General features: G+C 70.3%; 27 protein-coding genes. 6 read left to right on the top strand and 21 right to left on the bottom strand.

The window, feature by feature from the left end; translation table 11 throughout:
• Positions 1 to 30: 30 nt before the first annotated feature.
• The 12 genes from QMF80_RS30015 to QMF80_RS30070 all read right to left on the bottom strand — a co-directional run bounded on the left by QMF80_RS30015 (position 31) and on the right by QMF80_RS30070 (position 8,403).
• Positions 31 to 828, bottom strand: a complete 798-nt coding sequence (locus QMF80_RS30015) for a hypothetical protein (RefSeq protein ID WP_283458918.1) — start codon at positions 826 to 828, stop codon at positions 31 to 33.
• Between the two features lie 101 nt (positions 829 to 929).
• Positions 930 to 1,610, bottom strand: a complete 681-nt coding sequence (locus QMF80_RS30020; RefSeq protein ID WP_283458919.1) for a hypothetical protein — start codon at positions 1,608 to 1,610, stop codon at positions 930 to 932.
• Positions 1,611 to 1,706: 96 nt separating this feature from the next.
• Positions 1,707 to 2,084, bottom strand: a complete 378-nt coding sequence (locus QMF80_RS30025) for a hypothetical protein (RefSeq protein ID WP_283458921.1) — start codon at positions 2,082 to 2,084, stop codon at positions 1,707 to 1,709.
• A gap of 108 nt (positions 2,085 to 2,192) precedes the next feature.
• Positions 2,193 to 2,744, bottom strand: a complete 552-nt coding sequence (locus tag QMF80_RS30030; RefSeq protein ID WP_283458923.1) for a hypothetical protein — start codon at positions 2,742 to 2,744, stop codon at positions 2,193 to 2,195.
• 95 nt (positions 2,745 to 2,839) lie between these two features.
• The gene (locus QMF80_RS30035; RefSeq protein ID WP_283458925.1) at positions 2,840 to 3,322 is read right to left on the bottom strand and encodes a Pycsar system effector family protein; all 483 of its coding nucleotides are present in this window, start codon (positions 3,320 to 3,322) and stop codon (positions 2,840 to 2,842) included.
• A 95-nt stretch (positions 3,323 to 3,417) separates the two neighbouring features.
• A complete protein-coding gene (locus tag QMF80_RS30040) occupies positions 3,418 to 3,879 on the bottom strand; it encodes an RRQRL motif-containing zinc-binding protein (protein WP_283458927.1) in 462 nt (153 codons plus the stop codon).
• Positions 3,880 to 4,059: 180 nt separating this feature from the next.
• Positions 4,060 to 4,368 carry a hypothetical protein gene (locus QMF80_RS30045; RefSeq protein ID WP_283458929.1) on the bottom strand — a complete coding sequence of 103 codons (309 nt, stop codon included), beginning with the start codon at positions 4,366 to 4,368 and terminating at the stop codon, positions 4,060 to 4,062.
• A gap of 308 nt (positions 4,369 to 4,676) precedes the next feature.
• Positions 4,677 to 4,841, bottom strand: a complete 165-nt coding sequence (locus QMF80_RS30050) for a hypothetical protein (RefSeq protein ID WP_283458933.1) — start codon at positions 4,839 to 4,841, stop codon at positions 4,677 to 4,679.
• Between the two features lie 18 nt (positions 4,842 to 4,859).
• Entirely contained in the window at positions 4,860 to 5,318 is a 459-nt protein-coding gene (locus QMF80_RS30055; RefSeq protein ID WP_283458935.1) for a DUF6197 family protein, read from the bottom strand.
• Positions 5,315 to 7,510, bottom strand: coding sequence for an HTH domain-containing protein (locus tag QMF80_RS30060; RefSeq protein WP_283458937.1), 2,196 nt, complete (start codon positions 7,508 to 7,510; stop codon positions 5,315 to 5,317). Before QMF80_RS30060 ends, QMF80_RS30055 begins: the two co-directional genes overlap by 4 nt.
• A 13-nt stretch (positions 7,511 to 7,523) precedes the next feature.
• A complete protein-coding gene (locus QMF80_RS30065; protein ID WP_267843865.1) occupies positions 7,524 to 7,916 on the bottom strand; it encodes a hypothetical protein in 393 nt (130 codons plus the stop codon).
• A gap of 16 nt (positions 7,917 to 7,932) precedes the next feature.
• Entirely contained in the window at positions 7,933 to 8,403 is a 471-nt protein-coding gene (locus QMF80_RS30070) for a hypothetical protein (RefSeq protein ID WP_267843867.1), read from the bottom strand.
• A 130-nt stretch (positions 8,404 to 8,533) separates the two neighbouring features.
• Here QMF80_RS30070 and QMF80_RS30075 point away from each other — a divergent pair, with 130 nt between their 5' ends.
• Complete coding sequence (locus QMF80_RS30075; protein ID WP_283458942.1) at positions 8,534 to 8,719, top strand: hypothetical protein; 186 nt, start codon at positions 8,534 to 8,536, stop codon at positions 8,717 to 8,719.
• 383 nt (positions 8,720 to 9,102) lie between these two features.
• Here QMF80_RS30075 and QMF80_RS30080 read toward each other — a convergent pair whose 3' ends face one another.
• The 7 genes from QMF80_RS30080 to QMF80_RS30110 form a co-directional block, all read right to left on the bottom strand.
• Positions 9,103 to 9,318, bottom strand: coding sequence for a hypothetical protein (locus QMF80_RS30080; protein ID WP_267843869.1), 216 nt, complete (start codon positions 9,316 to 9,318; stop codon positions 9,103 to 9,105).
• 1 nt (position 9,319) lies between these two features.
• Positions 9,320 to 9,952: a hypothetical protein gene (locus tag QMF80_RS30085; RefSeq protein ID WP_283458944.1), complete on the bottom strand. Its 633-nt coding sequence runs from the start codon at positions 9,950 to 9,952 to the stop codon at positions 9,320 to 9,322.
• A 160-nt stretch (positions 9,953 to 10,112) separates the two neighbouring features.
• The gene (locus tag QMF80_RS30090) at positions 10,113 to 12,131 is read right to left on the bottom strand and encodes a hypothetical protein (RefSeq protein ID WP_283458946.1); all 2,019 of its coding nucleotides are present in this window, start codon (positions 12,129 to 12,131) and stop codon (positions 10,113 to 10,115) included.
• A gap of 90 nt (positions 12,132 to 12,221) precedes the next feature.
• Positions 12,222 to 12,587, bottom strand: a complete 366-nt coding sequence (locus QMF80_RS30095; protein WP_283458948.1) for a hypothetical protein — start codon at positions 12,585 to 12,587, stop codon at positions 12,222 to 12,224.
• Between the two features lie 102 nt (positions 12,588 to 12,689).
• Positions 12,690 to 12,959 carry a WhiB family transcriptional regulator gene (locus QMF80_RS30100; RefSeq protein ID WP_283459006.1) on the bottom strand — a complete coding sequence of 90 codons (270 nt, stop codon included), beginning with the start codon at positions 12,957 to 12,959 and terminating at the stop codon, positions 12,690 to 12,692.
• 225 nt (positions 12,960 to 13,184) lie between these two features.
• A complete protein-coding gene (locus QMF80_RS30105) occupies positions 13,185 to 13,973 on the bottom strand; it encodes a hypothetical protein (RefSeq protein WP_283458949.1) in 789 nt (262 codons plus the stop codon).
• A gap of 643 nt (positions 13,974 to 14,616) precedes the next feature.
• The gene (locus tag QMF80_RS30110; protein WP_283458951.1) at positions 14,617 to 14,997 is read right to left on the bottom strand and encodes a hypothetical protein; all 381 of its coding nucleotides are present in this window, start codon (positions 14,995 to 14,997) and stop codon (positions 14,617 to 14,619) included.
• Between the two features lie 189 nt (positions 14,998 to 15,186).
• On the opposite strand from QMF80_RS30110, the gene QMF80_RS30115 reads away from it, so the two are divergent.
• From QMF80_RS30115 to QMF80_RS30130, 4 genes are all read left to right on the top strand, one after another.
• Complete coding sequence (locus QMF80_RS30115; protein ID WP_283458953.1) at positions 15,187 to 15,546, top strand: putative quinol monooxygenase; 360 nt, start codon at positions 15,187 to 15,189, stop codon at positions 15,544 to 15,546.
• The gene (locus tag QMF80_RS30120) at positions 15,543 to 16,796 is read left to right on the top strand and encodes a helix-turn-helix domain-containing protein (protein WP_283458955.1); all 1,254 of its coding nucleotides are present in this window, start codon (positions 15,543 to 15,545) and stop codon (positions 16,794 to 16,796) included. Before QMF80_RS30115 ends, QMF80_RS30120 begins: the two co-directional genes overlap by 4 nt.
• 222 nt (positions 16,797 to 17,018) lie before the next feature.
• A complete protein-coding gene (locus QMF80_RS30125; protein WP_283458956.1) occupies positions 17,019 to 18,032 on the top strand; it encodes an AAA family ATPase in 1,014 nt (337 codons plus the stop codon).
• The gene (locus QMF80_RS30130; RefSeq protein WP_283458958.1) at positions 18,029 to 18,598 is read left to right on the top strand and encodes a phosphotransferase-like protein; all 570 of its coding nucleotides are present in this window, start codon (positions 18,029 to 18,031) and stop codon (positions 18,596 to 18,598) included. Before QMF80_RS30125 ends, QMF80_RS30130 begins: the two co-directional genes overlap by 4 nt.
• 7 nt (positions 18,599 to 18,605) lie before the next feature.
• Here the strand turns inward: QMF80_RS30130 and QMF80_RS30135 are convergent, their stop codons facing one another.
• A complete protein-coding gene (locus QMF80_RS30135; RefSeq protein WP_283458960.1) occupies positions 18,606 to 19,445 on the bottom strand; it encodes a DUF1932 domain-containing protein in 840 nt (279 codons plus the stop codon).
• 4 nt (positions 19,446 to 19,449) lie between these two features.
• A complete protein-coding gene (locus QMF80_RS30140; RefSeq protein WP_283458963.1) occupies positions 19,450 to 20,100 on the bottom strand; it encodes an HAD family hydrolase in 651 nt (216 codons plus the stop codon).
• 102 nt (positions 20,101 to 20,202) lie between these two features.
• On the opposite strand from QMF80_RS30140, the gene QMF80_RS30145 reads away from it, so the two are divergent.
• Positions 20,203 to 20,502 carry a helix-turn-helix domain-containing protein gene (locus tag QMF80_RS30145; RefSeq protein WP_283458965.1) on the top strand — a complete coding sequence of 100 codons (300 nt, stop codon included), beginning with the start codon at positions 20,203 to 20,205 and terminating at the stop codon, positions 20,500 to 20,502.
• Positions 20,503 to 21,262 lie beyond the last annotated feature (760 nt).

Here is a 21,262-nt window from a genome sequence, read left to right on the forward strand (position 1 = left end):
TGTCCCGGGCCGGGGCAGCACAGAAGGCCGTCAGACGGCGACGGAGGCAGGGGTGTCGAGGCCGGCACCGAGCAGCAGGCCGCGAATCGACTGCTCGTACTCGCCGGTGCGGATCCGGTCGAACATGAGCTGTCCGGCGACCAGGCAGCAGGCCCGCAGCCGGATCAGGGCGACGGCGTGGGGTTCGCCGCCGACGTCGGCGGCGGCCTGCCCGGCGGCGTCACTGGCGAGCTGGTTGGCCGCCTGGAGACCGGCCTCGCGGCGGGAGTACCGCGCCCGGCAGAACGCCCAGGAGGTCAGCGCCCTGGTGTCGTCCACCCGCGCCTCCCACGCCTTGTACCTACGGCGGGTGCCTTCGGGGTCGGCGGCCCACTCCGTCGCCCACTGCCGGGCGAGGTCGGGCAGCTGGGCGATGGCGGCCAAGGTCTGCGCACCGCGGTACCCGAACGCACGCCACGCCTCGGTCTCCTCCACGACGCGGAGCTGGTGGGACATCAGCCAGTACGGGGCGAATTCGGCGCCCCAGTTACCGGTCTTCCCGAGCGGCTCCACGACGAACAGCCGTACCGGCCAGCCGTCCTCGATGCGCTCCAGGATCTCGCCGGGCCGGGAGTACATGTGGAAGTAGCTGAAGGGCTTGTCGGTGTACCACTTCTGGCCGGGGCTGGGGTGGTCGACGGTCTCGCCGATGTGGTCGGTGAGGTTGACGGTCGGGATGGTCTCGCCCAGGCCGCTGTAGTAGGCGGCGAGGTGGGGCGAGGTGGGCGGGACGGTGCCGTCGGGGCGGGTCGCGATGTAGTGGACGGCGGGCCGGGCGCTGCGTGCCATGGGAGTTCCTCCAGGTCGGGTCAGGACGTGCAATCGATCGGTGGGCTGATTGGCCACCGCACCGCCCCGGCCGCGAAGGCCGGGGCGGAACGGGCAGTCCGTCAGACCGCGTGGACGCCGGTGAGGTCGTCGTCCAGGACGTCGGCCACGTCGCTGTCGGCGGTCACCGGGACAGCGGGGAGGCCGGCGGCGCGAGCGGCGAGGTGGTGGCGGATCTGCTCCACGCCGGTGATGACCACCGGCTGTTCACCGTCGCCGGTCAGCAGCGTGAAGCGGGGGTCGCCGTAGCCGTGCTTGTCCTTGTCGTTGCGGTAGTGGAGCCAGACGCCGGGGGCGAGGTAGAAGGACGCCTCGCCGTTCTCGTAGCCGCGCCACCGGTCCTCGTTGCGCAGGAAGTTGTCGCCGTGGTCGATCCGGATCGAGGCGCTGGCGGCGCGGTTCGCGGCGTCGTCCTCGGTCGCGGCGGCGACCTGGGTGAGGGCCTCGTCCAGGGTGCTGGCCGGGGCCGGGGCCGGGGCGCGGGTGACGCTGAGCGGGGTGCGTCGCATCAGCCGGCGCAGGGGGGCGAGGAGGAGTTCGGCGAGTCCGTCGACGGCGATGGCGCCGACGACGGCGGCCGCCCCGGCGAACGCGATGCGGGCTCCTTCGGACCAGGAGGCGGGGGCGAGCTGGTAGCCGAGGTAGGCGCCACCGGCGCCGCCGATCAGCGCGGACGCCGTGCTCGCGCCTTCGATCATCGTGTTGGCGACGGTGTTGGCCGTCTGGGACAGGGTTGCGGTCATGATGTTGGGGCTCCTTCTTCTGTCAGTGCGCTCTGGGAGGGGAGGGGGCATTGCTCCGGGGCGGCCAGGTTCGATGCCTGCGGCCGCCCCGGGCGCTCAGCTGGCCGCGTGGAGGGCGGTGGTGCGGACGGTGTCCGCGAGGAGCACGGTCAGCTCGTGGCCGTGGTCGACGGCGTCCTCCAGTCGCTCGATGAGCTCCGGGGGCAGGCCGCGGTTGCGGGCGCCGGTCAGGACGCCCTCGAGGTAGAGAACGTCGGCGAGGACGCGGCCGCGGACGTCCAGGACGCCGGGCTGCACGGCGAGGACGTCGGTGTTCTTGACGGTCGCGAGGGCGGCGTGGTCGACGGTGTCGGTGTACGCGGTCTCGGTCTGCTCGGTCAGCAGACCGTCGACGTCGGCGGTGTCGGCGTAGGCGCGGCGCCATCCGAAGCGGGCGGCGGCGGCTTCCATCAGGGTGCGGCGGGCGAGGGACACGGTGACCTCCGGGGGAGGGCCGGTCGCCTGGTCTCGGCTGACCGGGCGGACACCGCCCGGCCCCGGCCGCCGGCGCGCGACGGGCGGGGCCGGACGGCGAGCGGCCGGTCAGCTCTCGGGAAGCTTCTGCAGGTAGAACTCCGTGCCCCACTCGTTGACCGACACCTTCAGGACCTCGGGTTCGTCGTCGGCCAGACGCTCCAGCTCGCCCACGAGCCACTCGTTGGTCCGCTGGAGGCTAAGGCGGTGCGTGTCGAGGTGGTACAGGCACAGGCGCAGGCCCTCGTCCCGGCAGCGCAGGCCGCGCACGAGGGTGCGCAGCAGGTCGCGAGCGGCTTCGTCGTCGGGGCGGGCGTGGATCTCTCGGGGCAGCGCCCGGCAGCCGGCCGCGTGGGTGTTGGCGAGTTCGGCTGCCTGCTCCAGGGTGAGCGGGCTGATGTCGCGCTTGCGGTACGCGGTCGCCTGGTAGTGGCAGCCGAGGCAGGACACCACGTGGTAGCCGCTGCTGCGGTGGACGAGGACAACCGCGTTGCCGAGGTTGTAGTACCGCTCGATGACGTTGACGCCCTCGGGCTTCCAGGTCTCGCCGATCTCGGGCCACGGCTCGGGGGCGGGCGCTTCGACGGGCTCGGGACGGCGGGCAAACAGGGTGAGGGCCATGGGTTACTGCTCCTTGTCGGTGCCGGGGCGTGCGGGGTGGGTGTACCGGGCGGCCACGGGGGTGAGGACCAGGGCGAGCGCGTACGGCCAGCTGCTCATCCGGTGACCGCGAGGACGGCGGCGACCAGGAGTAGGGCAAGCGCGGTGAGGATCGTGTCGACCGCGAGGGCCAGGCGCGCGTATTTGGTGACCGCGATGGTGGACAGGTCCTTGATGCGGGCGGCGCGGGTGTCGGTGTCCATGGAGGCCCGGATGGCGTCGGCGTCCAGCCGCGCCCAGTGCGGGAACGATCCGGGCGCCGGGGTGCGGCCTCCGAGGTTGGGCCGCACGACCAGGAGCAGCAGCACGGCGGCGGCCGCGAGTGCGAGGCCGGCGGCGCCGCCGATGAGCTGGGCGGCCAGGGGCAGCTTCTTGTCGGCGAGGCTGGCGAGTCCGGCGAGGACCGCGCCGTCGAAGGCCAGTAACAGCGACGCCTTGCTGTCGGTTCGGGCGATCTCGCTGGTGACCGTGGTGCAGGCCGCGTCCAGGTTCTTGCCCGGGTCGCCGGTCAGCGGTGCGGTGTCGGTGCCGAGGGTCATGTCCAACTCCTTTCCGGCCGGGCTGTCCGGCTCCCCGTCACCGCCCGGGCCGCAAAGCAGTACGGGTGGATCAGGCAGCCGTCAGAGGTGAACGGTCAGGCGGCGACGGCAAGGTGGCCGACGCTGTGGTGCAGGTAGCTGTCTGGCGCGGCCGGGGTGCCGTCGTAGCACTCCAGGCACGAGCCGAGGGTGCGTAAAGGGAGGCAGTGGTAGTAGCGCCGCGAGCACTTCGGGCAGGTCTGCCGGGCGGCCATCGCCTTGTCGAGCGCGACTTCCATAGCGAAGGTCATCGGCCGAATCGGCTTGGCCTTCTCGATCTCATACAGAAAGGCCATGCGCTTGCCGCCCCGGCACTCGATGACCGCGACCGGGTCTTGGCCGCCCGGCCGTAAGCGTCGCTCCCGTAGTTGCCGCCTGGTCGCGAGCCCCTTGGGGGCCTGCCTCCAGCGGTGTACGGGGATCGTCGCCTCGGGTTCGGCAGGCGCGTAGGGGTCGACGTCGACCAGGTCCGTGGGGCGCGGGCGGCCGATCCTGCGGCGCGACCGGGGGATGGGCACGATGAACCCTCCAAGTCGAAGCAGTGGCTGGCACGTACGGGGGGCGCCCGCCGTCCCCAGGCCGGGCGGCAGGCGCGGGGTTGAGTTGAGGCCGGTCGGCCTGCCCGTGCCACCGGGACCGGCCGACCCGGCGCGGGACGGCGGCAGTGCCGGTGGCCAGGCGGAGCGGCCGGAGCTTGGTCAGCGGCTGAGTGCGGCGGACAGAACGCCGAGGACGATGGCGGCCGCGGCGGCGATGGCGAGGGCGGCTGCGGCGGAGGCTCCCAGCGGGCGCCCCATGCCCTTGGGGTCGCGCAGGTCGGCGAGGTTGTCGGCGATCCGCGCGTGCAGGGCGGTGAGCTGGCCCAGGGAGGCGTACCAGCGGCCGAGTCTGTCTATCTCGCCGGCGCTTTCGCCGTCGGGGAAGTGACCGCCGTGGATGGCTTGGCGGTGGGCGACAGCCTCGTCGGCGACTTCGTCCAGGCCGTGGGCCACCGGGGAAGTCGTCAAGCAGACGGGGCACCTGTACAGGTAGCGACGCACGGGGTTTGGTCTCCTGTTGCTCGGGGCGAATCTGGGCAGGACAGCGCGACGCCCCGCCGGGAAGGGCTCTCCAGGCAGGGCGCGGGGTGGAGCTATAGGGGGTTCGGGACGTCTGCGGCCTTCGGCCGAGGTGTTCCAGAGGAGCTATCGGCCGAGGTGGGTGAGGACGTGGATCTCGTCCTCACCCACCTCCGGGCCGGGCCCGCCGGGTCATGGCGGCGACTGGTCTGCGCGGCGGCCTACAGGGTGGCTGGCTTGCCGCATGTGGCGACGGCTCAGTTGCTGATCTGCCTGCGCACGTCGGCGACCAGGCGCAGGATCTCGTGTGCCATGTCGGTGATCGTCTGGAGCTGCTGTTCCACGTCTGCCGTATCCGGCCCGGTAAAGGAGAACGACCGGTCGTCGCGGTTCGGCTTGGGGTCGGTGAACGAGAACGACACGGGGCAGCTCCAGCCGGTTCAGATGTTCATGTGGTGTGCGCGCCGGATGGCGGCCTCCCACACGCTACGCACCTGCGCTCCGCTGTGGCGGTCGTTCCACAAGGGGATCGATTCCCACTGCTTTCCGTGCTGGTTGCGGGCTTCGTCCAGGAGGAGGTTCCCGGCGTCGCAGTAGGCGCCGTTGCGGGCGCCGGCCGCGGCCCGCAGCGCGCCGATCGAGCAGCGGGCGCCCTCGGGGCTGATGAGCGTGCCCTTGGCCCAGCCGTTGGTGTCGAGGAAGGCGAGGGCGTCGGTGAGGGTCTTCTCGACGGGGCCGGTCTGGCGTACCGGCGGGGCGGGGAGGGTGAAGGGGACCGGTGTGAGAGCGGCGGGGGTCGCGGGATCGATGGGTTCGGGGGCGGGGTCGAGGAGTTGGAATGCCTTGGCGTACAGGGCGGGGTCGATGGGGGTGAAGCCGGTTTCGGTACGGGTGTTCATGCTGCTGCCCTCCACAGGGTGTTCTCGTTGATTACCTCGTCGCGCCCTTTCAGTTCGGACAGGCGCGGCCTGATGTGTCTCACGGAAGTGCCCAGCTTCCGGGCGATGGTCTCCGCGGTCATCGGGCTGCTCCCGTTCCGCAGGAGCTCGAGGATCCGCGGCTTGAGCAGCTCCCGACCGTCCCCACCGGCGGGGCCGGCGGGGCCCGCCTGGGCCTGCTGCGGCCCGGCGGGCTGTCCCTGCTCTGTGGCAGAGGGGGGTGCTTGCTGCGCCTTGGCGAGGAGATCGGCGAGGCTGCCGATCAGGTTCTTGCCCCGCTGGTCGACCATCGGGGTGCGCGTGATCGCCTCGCGGTGGCGCCAGGCTTCGCAGTCCTCGACCGCGACGGGCTCCAGGTCCCCGGCCAGGGAGGCGGGCGGGACGTCCAGGTACAGGGAGCGGAACTGGACGGCCTGCGAGCCGGGGGTCAGGAGGTAGCCGAGGCCGAAGGTGCCGTCCTCCGGCTTGGCGACCGCTGTGGTGTCCAGGCCGGACATGTCCCGGTTGGCCACCTTGGCGTACTGGCCCGGCCACTGCGGGGGGATCATCGACAGGTCGAGGCCCTCGGCGCCCTCGACCGCGTTCACTCCGACCAGCGAGCCCTGGCCCCTGGCGCAGCGCAGGAACACCGCGCCGCCGCCGATGAGGAGCTGGGATCGGATGATGCTGGAGTTGCCGAGGTCTTCGGCGAGCGGGGTCTGGGTGGCCAGGATGACGCCGATGCCCCGCTTGAGGGAGCGGCGGGTGAGCTGCTCGACGATCGCTTTGGCCTCCGCGTGGTGCGGAGAGGAGGCCGCCAGCAGCATGTGGGCTTCGTCGATGACGATCAGAAGGAGCGGGTCGGTGAAGGGGAAGGCGGGGGAGCGGTAGCGCGATTCGCGGTCGAGTAGCATCGCGTAGGCCAGGCGCAGGGCGCCCATCGCCTCGTCCAGGCCGTCACCGCAGAAGGCGGCCAGTCCGGCGCCGGCGATGGTGGCGGTCTGCGGGGAGGCCAGGATCGCCGCGATGCGTGACTTGTGGGCGGAGAGCAGGATCTGTTCCAGGACTCCGGACTTTCCGGAGCGGGAGCCGCCCACCAGGTAGAGGTGGCGGGCTCCGGAGCCGGGCTGCGCGAGGGGGACCAGGGCGGCGTTCGCGTCGATGTAGGTGCCCAGGCGGACGTATCCGCGCGAGTCCATGGCCAGTTCGTCCACCACCCCGGAGAGCATCGTGCCGTGCATCAGCGCGTGTTCCTTCATCACGCGCACCCCCATCTGCGAGGGCTTGTCGGTGGGGGCGAGAGCGATCTGGATGCTGGAGAGGTTGAGGTTCCCGGCGAGGTCCTGAAGGTTGACGGTGCCGATCGCCTTGCGGTTGCGGGTGGCGATCCCTTCCCAGTCATGCGGCCCGTCGTAGCGGGTGAGGGTCAGGGTGGTGCCGGGCATCGCGCCGTCCGGGATGGCGACGTGCGCGGCCCACAGCTCCTCCGCGGTGGTGGGGACGCCGGGTGCGATCTGCGGCTGCTCCGGCGCCTTCCTCAGGTGCACGGTGACGGGCAGCGCGTTCGGCGCGTAGTGCTTGGGATCGCCCATCTCGACCTGGGAGACGGGGATCCCGTAGACGGAAGCGATGTTCGTGGGCGTGACCCTCACCTGCTGGCCCTGGGGCAGCGTGATGATCCCGGTGAACGACATGTGCTCGTCCCCGACATCGAGGCCGAGATGCGCGAGGACCGCGCCGGCCTGGATCAGCTTGCGGCCCTCGGTCTGGGTCGGCCCCGAGATGAACTCCATCCAGTAGGCCGTGATGACCTGCGCCTGCGAGCTCTGCCCCGCCCCGGCCGTGGCCGTGGTTGTAGCGGGGAGCGCGGGAAGGAGTTCGCCTGCGATGTTGCGGTGGTGGGCCAAGGCGGCCGCCCCGGCCGGGACCGCGAGCCCGAGGGCGAACAGCGGGTTCATGCCGCTGCTGAGGACCTGGTGGGCGGCGATACCGCAGCCGGTGGCGGTGATCCCGCAGGCGATCAACGAGCGCAGGGCGGGGGCGGAGGTCTTGATGACCCACGCCCCCGCTCCGGCCGCTCCGGCTGCGAGAGCGGACCAGGGGCCGGCGGTGAGGGATACCACCGCGAGAGCGGCGGGCGCGTACTGGATGAACTGTGCTCGGGTCGGCCCCATGATCCTGCTCTCCTTACTGCTGGGCGTAGAAGGCGGCTTCGGCCATCTCGACGGGGGAGGAGCCCACCGCGTCCGCGATGCCGCCGTGGTCGGACTCGGTGGTGGTCTTCGCGTCGTCGGCGGCCGCGGCCGCGCTGTCGGCGGCGGCCGTGTACTCGCCAGCCGCTTCCTTCGCGCCGGTCATGGTGAGCGCGGCGTCCGCGAACTCGGCGGTGGTGGCCGCATCCACGGCCAACGCCTTCATCGTCTCGGAGGCGTCCTGCATCTGCTCGGCCGCGTCGTCGACCTCGGCGGCGAGCTTGGTGACGGTCTCGCCGTGGACGTGGACCTGATGGGTGAGCCAGGCGAGCTTGGTACGCAGCGCCGCGTAGTTCGCGGCGTCCTTGAGGGATTCGGTGACAGACATGCGGGCCTCTCCTCTTCTATCGGGCGTTGTAGAAGTCGCGTTCGGCGGGCTTGGTCAGCGGGGAGTCGGCAACCGCGCGGAAGATCTGGCCGTGGCGGACCTCGGCGTTCGCGGACGCGGTGCGGCAGGCTTCCTCGCCGCCCTGGATCTGGTCGTGGAGCTTCTTGGCCGCGGCGGCCTGGAGGGAGAGCTGCTCCTGGAGGAACACGCACTTGTCGATGAGGTTCGCGCCGACGCCCTTCTCCGTGATCTCGGCGATCAGCACGTCACAGTCCGAGGCCAGCTCCGTGGACTCGTCCACGAGCCCCAGGCAGGTCTCCGAGCTCGACTGGCACAGGGTCGCCGAACCTTCGGCGAGGTCGATGACCTGGGTGAGGGTCATGACCTCACCGCCGCTGTAGGTACGGGACTTCCCGGCGGCGGTGGTGACGTGGACGCCCTTGTCGTCGACGGTCGCGGTGTGCGGAACGGGCGGGTTGGGCTGCATCGCGGGGTCCTTCCTGATGTGGTCGGGCAGCGTGACGGTGGGGGGCGGGGGAACCGTGCCGGGCGGCGGGATGGTCGAACCCGGCGGCGGAGCGGCGGGGGGCGCGGCCGGCGGCGGAGGAGTCGGCGCCGTGGGCGGCGCGGTCGGCTTCGGCGGCGGTGTGGGGGCCGTGGGCGGCTTCGGCGGCGGCGCCGATGCCGTCGGGGGCGTGGTGGGCTTCGGCGGCATCGTGGTCCCCGAAACCGGCGCGGAAGCCCCAGCGGGAGATGTACCGGAAGACGAACCGGAAGGCTTGGCTCCCGTCTTCTTCAGGTAGGCGGAACGCCATCCGTCCCGCAGGCCACCAGCCCAGTGGGCACCCGCGAGAAGCCCGTAATGCGTTTTCGCCGCCGCATTGTAGGAGGAATTCCGGAAGGTGTCCGGCGTCTTCTTCGGCGCCCATTTGTCTTTCGGTTTCGGCGGGGGTTTCTTGATTCCCGCCTGCTCGTATTTGTCGTGCGTGTTGTCGACGCCGACGAGGTAGGTGATGGCGAGAAGGATGAGAAGTTCCACGAGCCTCCTTCCGTGACGCTGTGTAGTTGCGGAGGGTTACTGGTTACCGGTTACAGGCCCTGTGGACGCCGGTTCGGGCCGTCCACAGCGCGGTTCGGGGGACTTCTGGGGCCTGTAACCGGTAACCGGTAACCGCGTCGAGGTTGCCTAGCGTGACGTGCCGACGTTGGCGACCGTGGTGTTCGCCGTGTTGAAGACCGACTCGAGAGTTCCTCGGATCTCCTCACTGAACGGCGTGTACGGCAGGAAGATCCCGGAGACGATCAGCATCAGGCAGACCGCCATCTGCTTTCCTTTTGTCTTCTTGAAGGTGAAGAACAGCGCCCAGCAGAACAGGGCCAGGGCAAAGAACTGGAGCGTCATTTCATGCACCCTTCTCGAAGGTGAATCCCTTGTTGTTCGCAGAGACGGCAGCACTGGAACCGGAGGTGGAAATGGAGGAGGTGGAAGGCGCGGAGAGCTTCTTGTAGGCGAAGAGGCCGGCGCCGCCGACCAGGGCCACCCACAGCCAGGGGCTGGAGGTGATGGCGTCGCCGGCCCCGGTGGTCTCCGGCGCCGCCTTGGGGGCCGTGCCGCCGAGGGTCGGGGCGGCGCAGCCGGGGACCCTGGCGACGTCGTACGAGGCAGCCTTGGCCACCGCTGCCGCCCGGATCTTCATGCACTCCAGGTAGACGGCCATCTCCCGCTCGTAGAGCGTCTTGGCCGCGGTTTCCTCGGTCTGGGCCCGCTGCTTGTCGGCCTCTGCCTCGACCAGGGCGTTCGCGGCGTTCTCCTGGGCCCGCGCACGGTCCTGGGCAGCCTGCTCGCCCTGCATGTTGGTGACGGCAACGACCGTGCCGCACACCGCGAGGACAGCGATCGTGCCGCACACGGCGAGTGCGGCTGTGTTGCGGCGGACCCCGCCGAGCTTGACGGAGAACTTGGACGACGTGCTGGGCTTCTCCGGGGTTTCAGGGTTCATACGGTTGAACTCCTCGTCCCAGTCGATTCCGGACATTGCGGTTCCTCCTTCCAGTGCTGTGGATGTGGCCGTTGGCCGTTCAAGCCCGCCCCCGGCAGGTGCCGGGGACGAGGTTCAGCGGTCGATGCCGGGGCACGGGTTGTCGTTGGTGCGCGTTGGGACGGGATGCCGACGCGGCCTGAGTGGCTGCGTCGTCTCACGAGACGTTCTTGAACCGGGACCGTGCGATCTCAAGGCGGCGGCCGGCGGTGGCCCGTGAGACGCCGAGGATGTCCTTGGCCTCATCGACTGAGACGCTGTCGATGCCCTGCCGCCGGTACATCAGGCTCAGGAGCGAGGTGACCTGTCCCTCGATCTCAGCGTCCCGGGCCAGAGCGGGGCGGCTCGTCTCAACGGAGCGCAGCGGCAGCGCGACCGCACCCCCGGTGCCGGTGTTCGTCTCACGGTCTGACCTGCGGGTCTCACTCGTGTGAGACGTCGTCTCAGTCGTGCTCACCAGGCCGCTGGTCTCACCGGATGCCGTCTCAAGGGCCCACCGCGTCTCACCCTCGCCCGTCTCAGGCAGAGGCGCCGGAGCCGTACGCGGGTGCGGGACCGTCTCACCGGGGGTGGTGAGATCGGCGGACCGGGCGGTGTCGGTCTCACCGGGAGTTTCGGTGCGGTCCGTCTCAACCGGCCGCAAGGACTTCGCCGTGCCGGTCTCACCGGGCTCCGTCTCACCCTCCTTGGTGATCTGGTGGATGCGCCACATCACCCACGGCGCGATGGCGGCGACCGCGACGATCAGCCACCACAGCGGCTTCGCCGTCTCACCGACGGGCGTCTCAACGCCGACGAGCCCGGCGGCCGCGAGGTGGTAGGCGGCGTTCGCGGCGACCATGAGGATCAGGGCGGCGGCGACATCGCGGTGCCGGCGGAACGCCTGCACCACGTACACGTCGATCGCCAGCGGCAGCGCCCACGCGACCTCGGCCGGCCAGCCGGTCAGCTTCGCCAGGGCGAACTCGCCAGACGCGGTGAGGACGATCGTCGCGCCGAGAGCCACCCGCGGGCCCCAAGTGTTGACGAAGTTCTTCCGCTTCTCCTGGCGCGCGATGAGCGCTTCGGCCTTCGCGACCTCCTCGCGAGTGGCCACCAGCTCCTGCCACACCTCCTGCTGCTCGGCCCGCGCATGGGAGCGGACGGCAGCCGCCTGCGACTCGGCCTCGGCGACCAGGCGGGCGGCCTCCTTCTCGGCCGACACGATCCGCTCGGCGGCCGCGGCCTCCGCGCCAGTGATGACTCCAGCAGCCTTCGCCTCGGCCAGCGAGCGGACCTTCAAGACCTCGTCCTCGGCCTGCTCCTGCGCCGCCTGGAGCGTCTGCTGCGCCTCCGTGCGGCGGTCGTCGGCGTCTTCCTCGGCCTCCCTCAGGACCTCGCGGGCCTGGCCGCGGGCCACGTCCAGGACCCGCGCCGCGTCCTCTTCGGCGGCGGCCACTCCGTCGCGAGCCTGCGTGCGCAACTGCTCGGAGTCCTTCTCCGCCTGCTCGCGCATCTGGGCCGCGGCCTCGCGCCGGGCGTCCGCGTCGGCCTCGGCGGCCGCGATGAGGTCCGCGGCCCGCTGCTTGGCCTCGGTCACCAGGTGCGCGGCGTGCGCGGCGGTGGCGTCGGATTCGGTCTGGGCGCGGGTCTTGTCCTCCTCGGCTTCGGCCCGGATCTGCTCGGCGCGGGTGCGGCCCGCTTCCACGATCCGGCCGGCTTCGGCCTCGGCCTCCGTCTGGAGCTTCTCGGCGGCCTGGCGGCGGCGGGCCAGGGTCTGCTCGGCGGCGGCCAGGTCGCCGTCGGCGATCGTGCGGGCGCGCTGCACGGTCTCCTCGGCCGCCGTGATCTGCTCGTCGGTGAGCTTGCGCATCCGCTCCGCCTGCGCGGTCGCGGCCGCGAGGATCTCCTCCGCCTCGGTCTGCGCCCGGGAAGCTGCGGCGTCCGCGTCGACGACCTGCTGCCGGGCCTGGTCCACCAGCGCCTCGGCTTCGGTACGGGCGGCGGCGAGCAGCTGGTCGGCCTCGGCGCGGGCGGCAGTCACCAGCGCCTCGGTGTCCTCCGCCGGGACGGCGCTGGCGGTGGGCTCCTGTGCGGTGACCACGGCGGTGGCGGTCTCGACGGGCTGGTCGGTGGTGGTGATCTTCTTCGTCGTGGTCTTCGTGGCGGGCCGGCGGGCAGGGCGTCGGGTGGTCACAGCGGGAAGTCCTTTCTGGCGGTGCGCTTCCTCCGTCTGCCGACCGGGGGCCGGTCGGCAGACGGAGGAAGAGGCGGGACAGCGGCCGGGTCAGCCGCTGTAGGGCGGCAGTTCCGGGCGCCGGGAGACGGTGGCGGCCTGCTGGGTGAGCCAGGCGACGGCGGCCGGGGTCATGTCGGCGGCCGCCGCGGTGTTGAGCGGAGCGGTGTCGATGTCGCACATCGCGTCGATCGCCGGCAACGGCCGCATGTAGTCGGGGCTCGCGGCGTTGACCTGACGGCCCGACGGCAGCGGGGCCAGGTCGTAGGTGACGCCGCCCACGCAGATCCGCTCGACACGGCAGACGAAGGTGTGACCCTCCTGACCGGTCCAGAACATCTCCGGATTGCGGTACAGGACGTACTGACCCCGCTTGTAGGTGATCGCGGGGGTGGTGCTCTGGGCGGTGTCGCGCACGGCAACTCCTCGGTCGCGTGGTCCGGGCTGTCCGGCTCCCAGTCACCGCCCGACACCGGCCACCGGGGTGCGGCGGCCGGTGTCGGGCGGATCAGGCAGCCGTCAGGCCGCCACCCGCTTCTCCGCCTGGAGGCGGTTACGGGCGGCGCGGCGCTTCATCGCGCGCCGCTCGTCCTCGGACAGTCCGCCCCAGACGCCGTCGGTCTGGTTGGCGTCCAGCGCCCACTGGAGGCACTGATCCATGACGGGGCAGCGGCGGCGGCAGACGGCCTTGGCCTCCTCGATCTGCAGGAGCGCGGGGCCGGTGTTGCCGATCGGGAAGAAGAGTTCAGGGTCGGTCTCTCGACAGGCCGCGTGGTGTCGCCAGTCCACGGCGCTCACTTCCCGGAGCGGACGCGGCGCAAGGCCTCGTCCATGTCGGTGTCAGAGTCGCCGTTGGTGCGTGCGATGCTGTTGTCGTACATCCGGGCCTCCAGATAGGTCCGTCAGACAGCCCCAGGGATGGCCCCCTGGGGCTGTCGTCGTTTCGGCTGTCGTACGAGCAGCCACGGCCGCCCCCACCGGTTGAGCTGGTGGGGACCGCCGTGGCCCCTCGTCTCAGTGGCCGGCGATCGAGCCGGACAGCCGCCCGACCTTGGCGACGTGGGCATCCTGCTCCTCGACCAGGCGCCGGACCCGCTCTTCCAGCGGCGGGTGGGTGTCCCAGGCGCTGTAGTGGCTCCGGTCGTAGCGGTCGAAGTCGGCGACGGGCCAGTCCGTGGCCTCCGGGAAGCCGGCGGCCGCCAGCGCGGCGTCGTGGCCCAAGTCGGCGTAGAGGTGCTTGCTGTGGACTCGGGCGATCTCCTGGCCCCGCTCGTCGAACGCGGCGGCCGCGGCCTTGGTGCGGTCCTGAGCGTCGATCAGACGCGAGAGTGCCGACGGCCACTCGGACGCGGCGTCGGGGGTTCGGAGGTAGTCGTACGCCGTGTCCAGGGCCTTGGCCTCGTGCTGGTAGGTCTTCCAGCGGGCGCCGGCGTCCTTGACCGTCGTCTTCAGGTCCGCGACGTAGGCCGCGTCCTTCCACTCCCGCCGGGCGTCCTCGTACAGGTTGTCCAGGACGACCCGGGCCTTCTCCCGGAGGAGGTGCTCCGCCTCGTCGTCCGACTCCAGCACCCAGGTGAGCTTCGGATCCTCGAGGGTGGAGGGCGCCCACGGCTCCCCCTCGCGGCCGGTGAACGGCTCGAACTCGAAGCGGAGGCTGTATCCCTGGGCGTCGATCTTCTTCAGGTACTTCGGGAGGTACGGCTGGAGGCGGGCGAGGATCTCCGTCAGCTCCTCCGGGGTGATCTGGAAGCTGTATCCGAGCGGCATGTCGATCTCCTTCGTGGAGGCTGCTTGGTCGGGCACGAACGAGCTGCTGTGGTGCGGCTGCTCCTCCGCGCTCTCCACCGCCCACCGAACCGACCCGAAGGCCGGGCGGCGGGCGACTGGGCAGCGCGGGGCTGCAAAAACAGGGGGCGCGGTAGCGCGCCTGTCGCCTTCTGCAGGCGGTGCCGGGTCGGGTCCCGGTGCGTCATGTCGAGCTGTGACGCGCGCCGCGGTTGGTACGGCGCATCAGCTGCGGCTTCACTCCACCGGACTGGTGGAGGTGACGGGCAAGGTCAGGCCGCGGGACAAGGCTTCACCCGGCTTGTCTCGGGGGCGATCTGTCTCATCTCGCCTCATGCTGGGGGCCACGCTGGTCGATCCGCTTGCCGTCCAGCCGGTAGTTCACCGTGCTGGTCAGGTCCCGGTCCTTCCCCACGTCCCCGGTCGCCCGGAAACGGCTTTGCCTCGCTTAGGGGGAGAGCAGGCGTGCCTCTCGCGCCAGCCCCGCATGATCACTGTTCAGTTCTTAAGGAACGGCCGCTTCCTTTCCACACCCCCGAGGTCGGGGGAGGGTCCGGGCGGATGGTGTCGGGGCCGCTTTCGGCTCCCACATCCGGCGCCGCCAGGGGCGGTTCCGGGTGAAGGAGCCGGGTCCGAAGACCCGGCGTGGTGCGGGGGAGGGTCAGGCCGCGAGCGGCAGGGGCGCCGCGGCGGCTGGCTTCGTGATGCGCAGCTGCGCGGCGTAGGGGAGGAGGACGTCGACCAGGCGCTCACGGACCTGCGCGGCGATGGTCGGGTCGTCGGCGGCGATGTCGCGAGCGGCCAGCATCCGGTTCTCCCGGGTCTCGATCGCGGTGATCGCGGCCGCCAGGTCCAGGCCCTCCAGCCGCTCGTGGGGGAGGGGGCCGGCCTCGTACATCGCCAGCGGCGTGCCGAACGCGATGTCCAGGTCGATGTCACCGAAATCCGGCAGCTCCACATCGATCGCGGCCAGCAGCTCCTGGGTCTCCGTGTCGAAGTGCTCGGTGGCGAGGCTGGCAGCGGGGCGGCGGATGACGTTCATGAGGTGGTGCTCCCTTCGGTAGCCCGCACAGAAGCGGGTCATCAGGTGCGTTCGAGCAGGCCAAAGAAGCGCCTTCTGGCGGTGCATCCCTTGCGGGGTGGAACACCTTGGACAGTAGTAGCACTGCGAGTGCGAGTCAACACTGTGACTGCTATCTAGCACTCTGACTTTAGGTGTGAGAATGTGTGCATGACTACGCGACGTGGAGAGGAAGACTTCGTGACCAGCGGATACGCACTGGTGGTGCGCTTCACCCTGCGAGACACCTCGGCAGCCCTGCAGTTCGATGGCTTGGTTGCCCAGACCATCGAGGGGATTCGCACCGAGGACGGCACGCTCGTCTACGCCGTGCACACGCCGGTGGACGAGCCTCTGGTGCGGGTCTTCTACGAGCTGTACGCCGACCGCGACGCGTTCCAGGCCCACGAGGACCAGGCCCACACCCAGCGCTTCCTCGCGGCCCGGGAGGAACTCCTGAGCAACGTCGAAGTGACGTTCCTCAATGAGCTGGAGGGACTGAGTAAGCGCCCTGGGACGGAGCAGTCGTGAAGCCGAGCGGCAGGGACGTCGATCCGCAGGATCGGGCCTTCGGCCAGCGCGTCCAGAGATTCCGGAAGGATCGCGGCCGCACGCAAGCCGAGTTCGCGGCAGCGCTTGGGAAGACCAGCAGCTGGCTTTCCCAGGTCGAGCGGGGTGTGCAACCCGTCCAGCGAATGGACTTGCTTCAGGAGATCGCGGACGAGCTGGGCGTGTCCGTCCAGCAGCTGCGTCCCAGCATTCCGGCAGACGGGCCGTCACAGACACCCACCGCCCAGTCGCTCTCCAATGATTTGGACGAGACCCGCCGGTTGCTGTCCGGCCACCCCGCGCTTCAGACCCTGCTGTCCGGCGTGGACGAGTCCGGACCGACGCGAGCCCTTGGCCTTCTGCAGCGTGACGTCGATGACCTCTGGGACCTGACTCACGCCGGTCAGCTGGCGCAGGTCAGCGCCCTTGCGGTACAGCTGCTCCCCGAGCTGGAGCGCACCGTCCGGGCTGATTCCGACGAGCACCCGGCGGAGCTGTGGTTGCTGCTGTCCCGGGCCTACCAGGCCCTGTCCGCGGCATTCGTGCGGCAGGACGAGGCAGATGCCGCCTGGGTAGCCGCCGACCGCGCGATCTTCGCAGCCGAGCGATCCGGCGATCCGCTGCACGTCTGCGCCAGCGTGTTCCGCATGGTGCAGGCGTTCGTCCGGCTGCGCCGCCTCGGACAGGCCGAACACGCTGCCCAGACCGCGATCGACGCGCTGGGAGAGCAGGGCAGCCAGTCGCCGGAGTCCTTGTCCGTCCTCGGCTCCCTCCACCTGGCCCTGGCGCTCGTCCGAGCCCGTGCCAGCGCGCGGACCGAAGCCAAGGAAGAGATCGCCCAGGCCCGCTCGATCGCCGCGCAGCTCGGGGTGAACCGCAATGACTTCAATCTGGAGTTCGGCCCGGTCAACGTCGAGATCCAGGCGGTCAGCACCGCCGTGGATCTGGGCGACGCAGGCGAGGCCCTGGACATCGGCCTCACCATCGACGCCGCCGAACTCTCGCCCGAGCGCCAGGGCCGGCTCCTGATGGACTTGGGTCGCGCCCACGCGCAGAGGCGCCACGGCGGCGAGGCTCTCCGCTGCCTGCTGGACGCTGAGGCCATCGCTCCCGAGATCATCCAGACCCACCAGGCCGCCCGCGCAGCCATCCGAGAGCTCGTCTTGGTGGCAGGGCCGAACGCATCGCGTGAGCTGCTGGAACTCGCTGAAAGGGCGGCTGCCTTGGACTAGTTCGGATCCGCTGCGATGGTCGATAGCCACTGGTCTGCACCCCCTGCCAACCGCGTCGTTGTGTGGGGGCAATCACACCGGCGGCGGCGGAGATGGAACATCACAGAGGCTTGTCGAAGCCCATGCACACTTCCATTCACGGGTTTTCAACATCCACGTACACATGGGATTTGGGGTCCGAGCCATAGGCTCGCGGCCATGCATATGACGGAGGGGCAGAGGGTGGGAAAGCGGCGTGCAGGGTGGAGGCCGGATCGACTGCGTGAACAGCGGGAGGCCCATGGCCTGACTCTGGAGAAGGCCGGCGAGCGCCTACGCGATGTTGCCGAAAAGGCCAAGCTCAAGGGCATCCCGGCCGCAAATCCCCAGACCCTGTGGCAGCACGAACAGGGCGAGGTCTACCCGGGCCCTCACTATCGGCGCGCCTACTGCCTTCTCTACCGGGCCACCGAACCCGACCTGGGCTTCCGCACCGCCCTGCCCGGCGAGGAGAGCACCTTCAAGCTCACGCCGATGACCGACAGCGTCAACGGTGCGCACGTCCTGGCTGTTGAGCGTGCGATTCACCGGATCGCGCCGGGCTCGGGAGAAGCCGACCACTTCGACTTGCAGCAACGGATCATCGATGCCTGGAAACGGCGGCACACGGGCGGCGATCCGCACCGGCCGGTGCTCATCCTGGTCGGCGGATTCGCCGGCAGCGGGAAGACCGAGCTCGCCCGGTTCTTCGTCCAGCTCACCGGCTGGCCGCTGCTCGACAAGGACCCTCTCACCCGCCCGCTCGTGGAACGACTCCTGGTCGCGCTGGACGGCGACGCGAACGACCGGCACACCGATCTCTACCGGGAGAAGGTTCGTCCGGTGGAGTACGACTGCCTGATGCAGTCGGCCATGGCCAACATCAAATGCGGGATCTCCACGGTGCTGACCGCGCCGTTCATCGCGGAGATGACCGACCCGGCCTGGATGCAGCGCCTGACCAACCGCGCGAACTCAATGGGCGTCGACGTCTTCCCGGTGTGGGTGCGGTGCGACGAGGAGTCGATGCGCGAATACATCGGGTTCCGCTCCGCAGCCCGGGACGCCTGGAAGCTGGCCCGGTGGGACGAGTACATGGCCACGATCGACCTGGAGCTGCGCCCCGCGGTTCCGCACCTGGTCGTCGACAACCGGCTGGGAACCGCAGTGACGCTCGCGGACCAGGCCCGGCAGGCGATGGGGGCGATGTACGCGTGAACGGGAAGCGAGGAGTCGTCCTCTACGGCCCGCCGGCCTCGGGCAAGGACACCGTCACGGCGGCGCTCGCCGAACTCAGCCCGAGGTACACGCAGTTCGCGCGGCTCAAGGTCGGGACGGGCAAGAGCACGGGCTACCGGATGGGCACCGCTGAGCAGCTGCACGAGCTGGAGGCCGCGGGCGCCGTCGTCTACGCGAACTCCCGGTACGGCAACACCTATGCCATCGACAAGCCCGGCTTGGACGACGCGTTCGAGGCCGGCTTCCCGGTGGTCCACCTCGGGCAGGTCGACGGCATCCGCTCCCTGGTCGACGGCTACCCGGCCGACTGGACCGTGGTGCTGCTGTGGTGCCCCCGTGAGGTGACCGAGCAGCGGTCCGAAGACCGGGGCGACGGGGACACTTCGGCGCGCCTGGCGGCTTGGGAGGCGACCCGCGAAGACCTGGACGCGCACCCGGGCATGTCCTGGGATCTGACCGTGGACACCGTGGCGGCGTCACCGCAGGAGGCAGCCCGCCTCATCGACCAGCTGCTGGCCCAGCGAACGGGAGCGGCGACGGCATGAGCGCGGGCTACGGCTGGGCGAGTCGGTCCAAGGCGTCGGTGAGCGTGAGCTCGCTGTCGTCCTTGGCGTCGCTCCACCGTGCCAGCGTGGAGGCTGCCGCGCGCAGCATCTCCGGTGGGAGGCCGGCGGCCGCGAGGGTGTCGGCGGCTTCCTCCAGCTCCGGGCCCCAGCGCCAGGCGCGCGCTGCGGTCTTGGCGACGTATTCCGGTTCCGCGAGGTACGAGTCGGTCCGCCGGGAGGCGACCTCGAGGAGCTCCTGGTCGACGCCGTACTCCCGCGCCATCCCGACCGCTAGCGCCACCAGCACCCGGCTCGTCTTCTGGAACGAGGCGTACGAGAGCTTGAGCGCGGACGCCTTCCCGATCTCGGTACCCAGCGTCGTCGTCCGCACGGCGGTGCCCGCGAAGAGCGCTTCAATCCGCGACGTCGCGGCGGCCGGACCGGACAGGTACAGCACGGGGGACTTGCCGCGTACGGGCGGGGAGCCGACAACCCCGCCGTCCACGACGGTCGCGGCCGGTTCGAGCAGGCCCCCGATCCGCTTCGTACGCTCGGGGTTGATGGCGTTCGCCTCCACGTACACGCCGGTGAAACCGTGCTCCGCGACATCACGCGCCAGGTCCTCGGCTGCGGCCGGCGGGCAAAGGCTGATGACGATGTCGCTACGGTCCAGCAGGTCGGGCAGCGTGGCCACCGGCGTCAGGCCGGTCTCTATGGCGCGCGCTGCGGATGTGCTGCTGCGCCCGGCCTCGCACCAAAGGACCGCGGTTGCGTTCGCCCCAGCGCAGGCCGCGACGGCGGCCCCCATGCTGCCGGGGTGGAGGATGCCGACGGTGGGCTGGTCCATGGTGCTACTCCGAGGTCTCGTTGAGCAGGATGTTGATGGCGTCGGTGACGTCGTCGACGACATGGTGCGCAGTGGTGAGGCCGTCGGGCCAGGGTCGGCCGCGCAGCCAGATCGTGTGCAGGCCGACTTGGTGGCCGCCGCCGATATCTCCGGCAGGGTTGTCGCCGATCATCCAGCCGCCGTCCGCGAGGCTCACGCCGCAGCGGGAGGCTGCGAGTTCGAAGATGCGACGGTCCGGCTTGCTGATCTCCAGGTCACCAGAGACCGCGACGCCGTCGACCATGTCGGTGAGGCCGGTCGCGGCGAGCTTCGCACGTTGAATGTCGCTGGCGCCGTTGGTGACGATCCCGAGGGTCCACGCAGCCGCGCGCAGGCGCGCCAGGCCCTCGAGGACCGCTGGTCGACAGATGACGGCAGCCGCCATCAGGTCGACGTACTCCTGCCACAACTGGGCTCCGGGCACCGCCAGGTCGAAGGTGTCGCGCAGCCGGGTGAAGTCTGCGGCGCTCGCACGGTCGGCGAGCTCGGTGAGCAGCCAGTGCTCCATATTCGGCGTGAAGGAGTACGTGCGGCACAGCTGCAGCACGGCATCGCTGAACGCCGACTGTCTGTCGACCAGCGTGCCGTCCAGATCGAAGAGCGCGAGGCAGGGCACGACCACGGACCTTATCCGCTCGGAAATCTAGCGAGGGACCGCGCACGAGATCGCTCACATTGTGTATCTTTCAGGCAACTGTCGATCATGAGAGGCTGCCCGATGCCAGATCCGGACCCACTGGAGCGAGTCGACGCTCTACTGGACGACGTCCTGCCGCCGCCGCATGTCCGGCAGCAGCTGCGTCTCGCCGCGGGGCTCACCCAGCTGGAGGTCGCGGAGGCCGTGGGCGTAAAGCGTCTCGCGGTGGCTCGATGGGAGCTGGGGGAGACGTTCCCGCGTCGACCCCACCGGGCGATCTACAAGCATTTCCTCAAGCGGCTCGCGGAGCGCTATCCCGAGGCCGCGGCAGCGGATGCGGGCATGACGACGCCGGCCTCTGGATCCAGGGGGTCGGGATGACCTAGTGGCCATCGGCCGCGCGTGCCAAGAAGCGGAATAACCTCCCGCTGGCCTCGCGCGGCCCGTCTCGCTCAGGTCCCAGTTGTCCGCTGGTCCTGAGCTGCGGCTCACCGAGCCGCTCGTTCTTCCACAGGCCCCTCACCAGGGCCATTAGCACCACCGGCCACTTACCACGGCCACCACAGCTGTAGCAGTACCGCCCGCTTCACCGGAGGCCCCCACCACAGGGGTCTTCGCGCTCCACAGGCAATCAAGAGGGGGGAGAAATCTCCCTCCGCCCGATCGGTGTCTGCCCCGCTTCTCACGAAGGGGGGCTTACCCGACACATCCACACACCTGGCCGGGGGTCCAGCCCCGAGGGGCAGGTCGGTCCAGCTATATGGAAGGTAGGTCGTTCTCATAGTGCACGAGAGTGGTGTCCCTTGTCAGGTCGACCCTGTCCGTTTCACCCCGGTTCAGGCTCGGCAGGCGTCCCGCGTGACGGGATCGCCGTCCAGTTCATTCACCTTTACGCAGTTCGTACCGGAAGTTGGATTTCCGGTAGGAAGCTACAGCAGCAGCACCTTCGGGGCGGGATCGAAGAGCGTGGTCGCGGCATCTGCCGCCCCTCTCATGCACCCGCTGCCGGAGGTCATCAACAACTGCGTCGACGGCGGTGTCCGCGAGGGCAGCGTCCCGTGTGGCGGGACGGGTTTCAAGATTGTTGCCCGCCGTGCGGGAGCGCTGGGGGGTATCGGGGCTGAGTGGTCTCTGTCCACAG

Source organism: Streptomyces sp. G-G2 (assembly GCF_030063135.1).
Taxonomy (GTDB): Bacteria; Actinomycetota; Actinomycetes; order Streptomycetales; family Streptomycetaceae; genus Streptomyces.